The organism is Brevibacillus sp. AG162 (assembly GCF_006715575.1).
Taxonomy (GTDB): domain Bacteria; phylum Bacillota; class Bacilli; order Brevibacillales; family Brevibacillaceae; genus Brevibacillus; species Brevibacillus brevis.
In genome coordinates, this window is the sequence record NZ_VFNO01000018.1 from 1 (window position 1) to 9,354 (window position 9,354).

A 9,354-nucleotide genomic window follows, 5' to 3' on the forward strand; every position below is an offset into this window, starting at 1 on the left:
CCGGGGTATATGGTACCGGGGTACTTTGTGGAATTGGCGGAGATGCCGCTCACGCCAAATGGCAAGCTCGACCGCAAGCGACTACCGGACCCGAGGGGGCATCTGCAGCGGGAGACTAAGTATGAGGCTCCCCGCAATGAGACGGAGGCGAAACTGGTCACCATCTGGCAAAAGGCGTTGGTATTAGAGCGGATTGGGATCGATGATCGCTATTTTGACATCGGCGGCGATTCGATCAAGTCGATCCGGGTGATCACATCCATCAACCGTGAATGGAAAATCGAGTTGCAGTTAATCGAGTTTTATCAACATCCCACGATCCGAGAGTTGGCGGCTTTCCTGCAAGCTAAGGAGCGACGGGTAGAGGATGGTCGCCGGGCAGCAGTGATACAGGAAATGGAAAGCTGGAAATCCCAGTTGGTAGAGCAGGCAAACGATCCGTCGTGGCTGACGCACGGGGTGGAAGATTATTATCCGTTAAGCGATATTCAGCAAGGGATGATTTATCACTCCTTAAGCCGACCTGACCTGTATGCCTATCACGATCAGTTTGTCTATCAATTTGAGGACAAAACATTTAATGAGGATGCTTTTCTCACTGCTCTGACTGCGCTTGTGGACAAGCATCCGATACTCAGAACGGAATTCAACCTTCAGGATTTTACGGCTCCTGTGCAGATCGTGCGAGAGAGGGGAACGCTTGACTACGAACTAATCTCATTGGTTGGAATGAATAAAGAGCAACAGGAAGCGGCGATTTTCCGAGCGATGGAAGAAGACCGGAAACGGCCGTTTTTCCAAAACGGGGTAGCAGCAAGTCCGTGGCGGATGAGGCTGTTCTGTCTGGATCAGTGCAATTATTCGATCGGGTGGTTTTACCATCATGCCCTGTTGGACGGTTGGAGCAATGCCTTGGTTATCACGGAACTATCCGCGCTCTATTTTGCCGGAAAGCAGGGAGAAATTCAGGTCGAACCGCTCGCCTATAGCTACAAGGAACTGCTGATCGAACAAGCGATGTTGAAGCAGGGAGAGGACATCGCCACCTATTGGCGGCGTGAACTGGATGACTGCAAGCGCTTAGAGGTTTTGACAGCACAGAACTCGGCGATTTTAGATCAGGCGTTTATCAAGACGACGCTGACCTTTGGATCAGATACGGGCGTAATGCTGCGCCAGTTCGCCGCCGAGCACAAAACGACCATAAAGGCGGTCTGCTTCTCCGCCTACACGGCTATGATGAACAGCATGGCGCGGGAAGGAGATTTCCTTGTCGGTCTCGTGGTTAACAACCGTCCCCTGTGCGCAGACGGCGAACAGATTCTCGGGTGTTTCCTGAATACCGTGCCAGTGCGCGTACGTGTGGAGAAGGAGATCACTTGGCTTGACTTGTTGGACGACATGAATCGGAAGCTGACGGAGATCCAGCAGTATGGGCGGGTTTCGCTGCAGCACATCCAGCAAGTAATCGGGAAAACAACGTTTGAAAGCAGTCTCTTGTTTGACAATTTCTTTAACTACGTGGATTTTCATGTGTTACGCCGAATCGATGCCAAGCAGCTGGCACATGGAGTCATCGACATTAACAACTTCGAACGTACCAACTCAGATCTGGATTTCACCTGTGTATTCGCAGAGGAACAGCTCTCAATTGTGCTGACAACTGCTGAGCGCGCCTATCCAAAGGCGGTGGCGGAGCGACTTTTAGCTATATACGAGCGTGCTCTGCACGCGATTATCGAAACACCCGAGCGGCCTATGAAGAAGTCTGATCTGTTGTTGCCAGACCAGCTAGATTATTTATGCCAACGCGCTGCCCGGATGGCGAGGGTCGTGCCGCCCGGAACGATTCATGAGCGGTTCGAATCCCAGGCGGCATACCGTCCAACAGAGCCCGCTCTTGCTGCAAGGGATCAAGAACTGACCTACGGGGAACTGAATCGTCGTGCCAATCAACTGGCTCGGCGCTTGCAGGAGAGCGGCGTTGGCCCAGGTAACATCGTCGGGCTGATGTGCGGCCGCACAGTAGAATTGATCATCGGGCTGTTGGCGATCTTGAAAACGGGCGGCGCTTATCTTCCGATCGACCCAACTTATCCGCAAGAGCGCATCCGGCATATGATCGAGGACAGCGGTACACAACTGTTGCTGTCTACGGAGACACTCTTGGGAGTAGGAACTTATACAGGCAAGTGGATCAATCTTGAAAATTCCTCTTTGTATGAGGGGGAGAGCCCCAATCTCGGGGCAACCATCGGTGAGAAGGATCTGGCTTATTGCATCTACACCTCTGGTTCGACCGGCCGACCCAAGGGAGTGCTGTTGGAGCATCGCAACGTGGTCAACTTACTGTTGGGGATGGTCGAGCGGATCGATTTCAGGCCGGGCAATACGTTCGTTTCGGTGACGACTGTCTCCTTCGACATATTTGTGTTGGAAACGCTCCTGCCGTTGATGAACGGGATGCGCGTCGTGTTAGCTACTGAAAAGGAACAGGCTGATCCTGCAGCGCTTGGTCGCTTATTGGCGGCTAGCCAGGCAGACATATTCCAGACGACTCCGTCGAGGATCCAGCTGTTGCTCGGCGACGAGATCGGTCGGGCAGGACTCGCGGGACTGAGTGAGATTTTGATCGGCGGAGAGCCGTTTCACATGGATCTGATCAAATCGCTGCGAACTTGCACGAAGGCACGCTTGCATAACATGTATGGGCCAACGGAGACCACAGTCTGGTCGATGACGGTAGATCTGACACATGCGGAAGAGGTAACACTTGGCGAACCAATCGCCAACACAGAGATTCTATTGCTTGACAGCAACGGGGAGATTCAGATGTTTGATGCGATTGGGGAACTGTGCATCGCAGGGGACGGGCTCGCGCGCGGGTATCACAACCGAGAGGATCTGACACAGGAGAAGTTCATCCAGCACCCGCTCGACCCAGAGCGCCGACTGTACAAGACAGGCGATCTTGCCCTTTGGCGTACGAACGGTGAAATCCTCTATCTGGGCCGTCTCGATCAACAGGTCAAGATTCGGGGACACCGCGTCGAACTCGGCGAGATCGAGCATGCCTTGGCAAGTGTGGAAGGGCTGCAAAAACCGATAGCGGCCGCTATTCCATCAGAGTCCGGCGAGAAGCTCCTTGTCGCGTATTATCTAGCCCCAGAAGAACTACCCGTATTCGAACTGCGTGGGCATCTTGCCCTGCTTCTGCCGGACTATATGCTGCCCAACGCTTTTGTCCGCCTCGATTCTTATCCGCTGCTGCCAAACGGAAAAATAGATCGAAAGGCATTGCCTGCGCCGCTTTTGACGCGGGAGGCGTTGGGTGTGCCCTACCAAGAGGCTGAGAGCAAGACTGAGAAGGAATTGGTCAGGCTGTGGCAATCTGTGTTGGGCGTGGAGACGATCGGCGTCCATGACAACTTTTTCGAACTTGGCGGGAGTTCGATCTCCCTGGTGCAGTTCCACGCCAAGCTGGAACAACTCTATCCCGGCCGTGTGACAATCGCGGAGCTGTTCTCTCACTCGACAGTCCGCAATCTGGCCGTTCGTCTGGAACAATCGGACACGCAGTCGGTCATTAATATCAAGACAATCACCTTGCCGAAGCGTTTCCAAGCTCGAGGGGCGAGGAGTGAAGGGGCTGCTCTCCAATTCGCGCTTCCGGCTCCTCTGACAGAGGGTCTGCGGGAACTCGCGTTGCAAGAGAAGGTTGATCTGGAAGACATTCTGCTGACCGCCGGTTTGTATTTATTCGGCGAGATTGTTCACGATCAGCCAATCACGCTTTATGCCATGGAGGAGAGGGATGTGCTGCGACCAGTATCTGTCGAACGCAGTCAAGTGCGTGATTTCTCGGAATTTTTCCAGCAAGTGCGAATGGCCCGGCACGATAGTTCCATCGACATCGCGATGGATGCTGTACGTCTCCTCGTCTTTCGAAATCAAGCAGGCCAAGTGGCACCGCTGTTTTATCGCCAGGATTCGGTCAGAAGCGGGGAGCGATTGGGAGAATGGTTCGGTTTCGCGCTCGGGCATGCGGACAGCAGTGGGACGATAAAATTCGTGTGCGACTATGATGGGGGCTTGTTACAACGCAACGCTCTTGAAGAATGGATTCGCGGCTTTGTCAGATTACTGCAAGCGATCCTGATAAAAATGAAACCGGAGGTCTGATCAGAATGAGGAAGATCGCATTCATATTCCCGGGACAAGGCTCCCAATACGTCGGCATGGGCCAAGGATTGTACAAGGCGTATGAGGTTGCCAAGCGCACGTTCGAGGAAGCGGACGAGGCGCTTGGGTATCATCTGTCCGACATGTGTTTTCATGGTCCAGCCGATGAACTGCAAAAGACAGAGTTCACGCAACCGGCGATCTTAACGCATAGCATAGCGGCCTATCGCGTGTTTGAGCAGGAATTTGGCCTGCGTCCACATTTTTTGGCTGGCCACAGCCTGGGTGAGATCACGGCGCTGGTCTGCGCCGGAGCGATTCCGTTTGCCGATGCGGTGGGCATCGTGCAAAAGCGCGGACTGTTTATGCAACAAGCAGTCCCGGTCGGCGTCGGGACGATGTCGGCAATATCCGACCTAGATCCGCTGACAGTGGAAGAGGTCTGCCACGAACTTGATACACCGGAAGAGCGCGTGACGGTTTCCAATTACAACACGCCGAGACAGACTGTCATTGCCGGCCATGTTACAGCGATTGAGCGTGCGGAACAGCGTCTTCGTTCGATGGGGGGCAGTGTCGTTCGGCTGAAAGTCAGCGCGCCGTTCCATTGTCCCTTAATGAAAGAAGCAGCTTTTCAATTGGAGCATGAACTGCTCGACCATCAGTACGCGGACCTGAGCACGCCAGTGATTGCCAACGTGAACGCTCTGCCTTACTTAGGGCCGAAGAACATCGTGGAAAAGCTCACCGTGCAGATGACCCGGCCGATCCAATGGAATCAGACCATGCACTTCCTGAAAAACCAAGGTGTAAATGTGGTAATTGAATTGGGACCAGGTGTGGTTCTGCGCAACATGATGCGCAAGACCTTTGCGGATGTGCACAGTTTCTCTTTTGATAAGGATGAAGATATCGCTAACATGAACGAACTGTTCGACTCTGGCGTTCTGGCGTACCCGTGCCTGATCTCGAGAAGCTTAGCCATCGCTGTTTGCACACGTAATTCCACCTGGGATGTAGATGCTTATCAATCCGGTGTTGTGGAACCCTACCGCCGCATTCAGGCGATGCTTCAGGAGATCGAACAGAACGGCCTGGAACCGACTCTTGAGCAAAAGAGAGCAGCGCTCGACATGCTGCTCTCCGTGTTCCGTACCAAAGGCACGCCGATCGAGGAACAAAAGGAGCGGTTTCGACAGCTGTTTGAGGAGACTAACTCCCGTCACTTGTTCCCTGACTTTGACATCACGTCCGAGTTGGTCATCAGGTAGTGGGGGGAGATCCTGTGGATAATTTGCTTGATTTTCGTATTATGGAATTCCGTGATGACCCAGTGGAGATCGATATCCAAAGTGTTTCCAAAAAGGACATTGCCATTATCGGCATGGCAGTTCGGTTTCCTCATGCTGAAACGGTTGAAGAATTCTGGCAAAACATCTCCGGGGGCATGGATTCCATACGCGAATTCCCCTTATCTCGGCGCAAGGACACCATGCCACTCCTGCGTCATCAAGGGGTGCCCCCGCAAGAGATCACGTATATCAAAGGTGGCTTTCTCAGGGATGTGGATACTTTCGATTACCGATTTTTCGGGCTCTCTTATGCAGAAGCGAGTCTGATGGACCCTTGCCAGCGGTTGTTCCTGCAAACCGCTTGGCAAGCACTGGAGGATGCTGGATACGGAGGTGACAGGCTGGCTTCCACGAAGACAGGAGTGTACTTAGGATTTAGCAATGACTTCGATACCGAGCGCACGTACAAGCGCTACATCTTTGAAATACAACCTGAATCCTCGGCGCTAGCTTTCACGGGAAATAGCAAGGCGATCATTGCGAGCCGTCTGTCGTACCTGCTCGATCTGAAAGGTCCTTCTATGGTCATCGACACGACTTGTTCGTCCTCTCTGGTGGCTGTGCACTTGGCCTGCCAAGCGATCCGGAACGGGGATTGTGACAACGCCTTGGTAGGAGGTATTGAAGTTCACCTCTTGCCCTTACAGGCAGACGCTCATGAAAAAATGGGCATCGAATCGTCTGACTACAAAACGAAGTCGTTCGATCACCGCTCCAATGGCTCCGGCAACGGGGAGGGAGTAGCGGCCGTCTTGCTGAAGCCTTTCGATCAAGCGTTGCGAGACGGGGATGCGATCTATGCGGTGATCAAGGGAAGTGCGATCAACCAAGACGGTGCTTCGATGGGGCTGACCGCTCCGAATGCGAAAGCACAGGAGCAAGTCTTGCTCGAAGCATGGAAAGCAGCTGGCATCGATCCGACTACACTCACCTACATCGAAGCGCACGGTAGCGGAACGCAGCTCGGCGATCCGATTGAAGTGGAGGGACTGCACAAGGCGTTTGCGCACTACACAACCGAGCAACAGTTTTGCGGGATCGGTTCCGTCAAAACCAACATCGGACATCTCGGCAATTGTGCAGGTATCGCCGGGTTGATTAAGACCACCCTTGCTTTACAGCACGAGAGGTTGCCGGCCTCATTACATTTCCAGCGACCCAACGGCAAGATTCCGTTTATTAGCTCACCTCTCTATGTGGTAGACGAGACACGCCCGTGGGAGACGGACAACGGACAACCGCGCCGGGCTGGGGTAAGTTCATTCGGACTGAGCGGAACGAACTGCCATGTCGTATTGGAGGAAGCGCCACGTGTCGTCAAGGAGAGGGTGAAAGGTTCTCGCCTGCACTTGCTCACCCTGTCTGCCAAAAGCCAATCTGCGTTGTTGGAACTGGTAGACCGTTACCGGGAGCGGTTGAAACAGTCCATTGACCTTACGCCCGCTGATCTCTGTTACACGGCGAACACAGGACGTGGGCACTACGGTCATCGCCTCGCAATTGTGTTCGAGAACCTTCATGATCTTGAAAACAAGTTGTGTGGTATCGAAGATGTGGACCGTCTACCGACCGATGTGTACGCCGGTGTGCACAGGTTGACATCTGTCGAGGGGGCCAAGTGCGAGGCGCATGCCCGCACCAATAGTGAATTGCAAATTCTCACGGAGCAAACGCGCACCTTATTGGCCGACATGGACAAGGAAGCCGCCACATACGCACAGTTGTCCAGATTGGCGGACTTGTATGTGCAGGGGGCATCGGTGCCCTGGCAGGCTTTGTATACCCATGGACGGGTCGTTCATTTGCCCGTATACCCCTTTGAGAAATCTCGTTGCTGGATCGACAACCCACCGGAGACCAGTCTGTTTCATGTCATCGGATGGCAGAGCGTTCAGAACGAGTTGATTCTATCACCTCTCACAGGCGCGGTCCTATTTTTGAAGGGACGGAGCTTGTGGTCGGAGCGCATGCTGGCAGAGTTAAAAAGGTTGGCCGTGCGCGTTGTGGAAGTGTCTATGGGAACTGAGTATGCACATACGGGTAACGACGCGTACACTATTCGTCCCATTCAAGAGGACTATAGCCGCTTGATTGGAGATCTAAAGGGCGTGAGCATCGAGACAATCCTGCACGCCGGTATGATCGGGAACGATCCACAAGCGACTGCGCTTGAAGCGCTGGAAGAAGCCCAGCAGCGCGGAGTTTGGAGTCTCTTCCACCTGACCAAAGCGACGCTTGAACACAAGTGGAAACACCCTGTTGAAATCTTGTTGCTCGGTCAGCAAGTCTATGAAGTGACGGGGAGCGAGTCCACTTTGTATCCTGAAGCGGCCCCTCTCTTTGGATTGGGGAAAGTCGTTTCCCATGAGTACCCGCATTTGTCCTGCACTTGTCTCGATCTTGACGAAACTGGCGATCCGGTTCAGGTGGCGGCATGGCTTGGAGTGAAGGATCGACCTTATCTGACGGCGATCCGCGGCACAGAGCGTTATACGGAGGTCTTGCGTCCGTTGGCTGTTCGCCCGAATGCTCCGGCACCAGTTAAACGAGGCGGGGCCTATCTGATCACCGGCGGCACCGGCGGTATGGCTTTGGAAGTGGCTAGATATCTGTCAGAGCAGGAACGTGTAACGATTGCGTTGGTGAGCCGTTCGGAGTTGCCTGCACGTTCGGAGTGGGAGCGACTGTTGGCAGGCAAGCCCTCGCGCAAACTACGCAACGCGCTCGAACGGTTGATAGAGATTGAACAGAACGGAGCCAATCTGCGGTTCTATGCGGCTGACGTTGCAGACGAAGCACAGATGAAGTCTGTGATCGCAGATCTGCGGGCGACATCTGGTCGCATCTGTGGTGTCGTGCATGCTGCCGGAGTTGCAGGAAACGGATTTCTTGTCCGCAAATCGGAGCAAACGTTCCGCGAGGTGCTTGCCCCGAAGGTGCGGGGTACGTTGATCCTCGATCAGCTGACAGCCGCTGATTCGCCTGATTTTTTCATGTTGTTCTCCTCGGTTTCTACGCTCATGGCAGCGGTCGGTCAAGGGGACTACACAGCGGCAAACGCCTATCTGGATGCGTTTGCAAAGGCCAGGAACCGACGCGGTTTGTGGACACAGTGCTTGAACTGGGCGATGTGGAAAGAGACAGGAATGGCTGTCGACTACGATGTGCAAAATGATTCGCCTTTCCATGAACTGTACACGGATGAAGCGTTGTTAGCTTTGAACGACATCTTGCACGGACAGGAGAGCCGCGTGGTAATTGGGGGGCTCAAATATGGCGAGATGACCGAATTGCTTCAAGTCGACCCCCCCTTTCTGTCCACTGAGATCCGCTTGGAGATCGAAAAACGGGCGGCCCAGCAACAGGTCGCGCCGTACATATCGGCAGAGGCCAGAGAGATGGAAGTGAAGCCGGTTGTGCTTATCGGTAGGGACCAACAAGAATTCTCTGCTATCGAGCAACAACTCGCCGCGATCTGGTCGCGTCTGCTTCAGGTTGAGGAGATATCGCTGTACGACAACTTTTATGACCTTGGGGGCAACTCTATCCTCGCGACCCATCTGTTGCGAGCATTGGATGATTCATTTCCCAATCAATTTGACATCACCGACATCTTCTCTTATCCGAGCATCGCGCTGATGGCCGAGTATCTGGAAAATCAACAGAAACATCCGGTTAACGTCTCTCTAGACACCATAAACGAGGAGGACTTGGACGATCTGCTCGACCGTTTGTCGGACGGGGAACTGTCGGTGGATGAGGCGTCCGTACTCTTTAAATTAGTGGGTGATGACAAGTGGAAAGCGTAAGAAATTATATC

3 protein-coding genes are annotated in these 9,354 nt (G+C 53.7%); all 3 read left to right on the top strand.

The annotated features are described in order from the left end of the window. On the top strand, positions 1–4,182 hold a 4,182-nt coding region (locus FB479_RS30120; protein WP_142067633.1), incomplete at its 5' end, for a non-ribosomal peptide synthetase. A 5-nt stretch (positions 4,183–4,187) separates the two neighbouring features. Beyond that, positions 4,188–5,453 carry an ACP S-malonyltransferase gene (gene fabD, locus FB479_RS30125; protein ID WP_142067634.1) on the top strand — a complete coding sequence of 422 codons (1,266 nt, stop codon included), beginning with the start codon at positions 4,188–4,190 and terminating at the stop codon, positions 5,451–5,453. A gap of 14 nt (positions 5,454–5,467) precedes the next feature. Continuing rightward, the gene (locus FB479_RS30130) at positions 5,468–9,343 is read left to right on the top strand and encodes an SDR family NAD(P)-dependent oxidoreductase (RefSeq protein WP_142067635.1); all 3,876 of its coding nucleotides are present in this window, start codon (positions 5,468–5,470) and stop codon (positions 9,341–9,343) included. Positions 9,344–9,354 lie beyond the last annotated feature (11 nt).

Coding starts and splice junctions, on each gene's coding strand:
- fabD (WP_142067634.1), top strand. CDS start 4,188: ATGAGGAAGATCGCATTCATATTCCCGGGACAAGGCTCCCAATACGTC.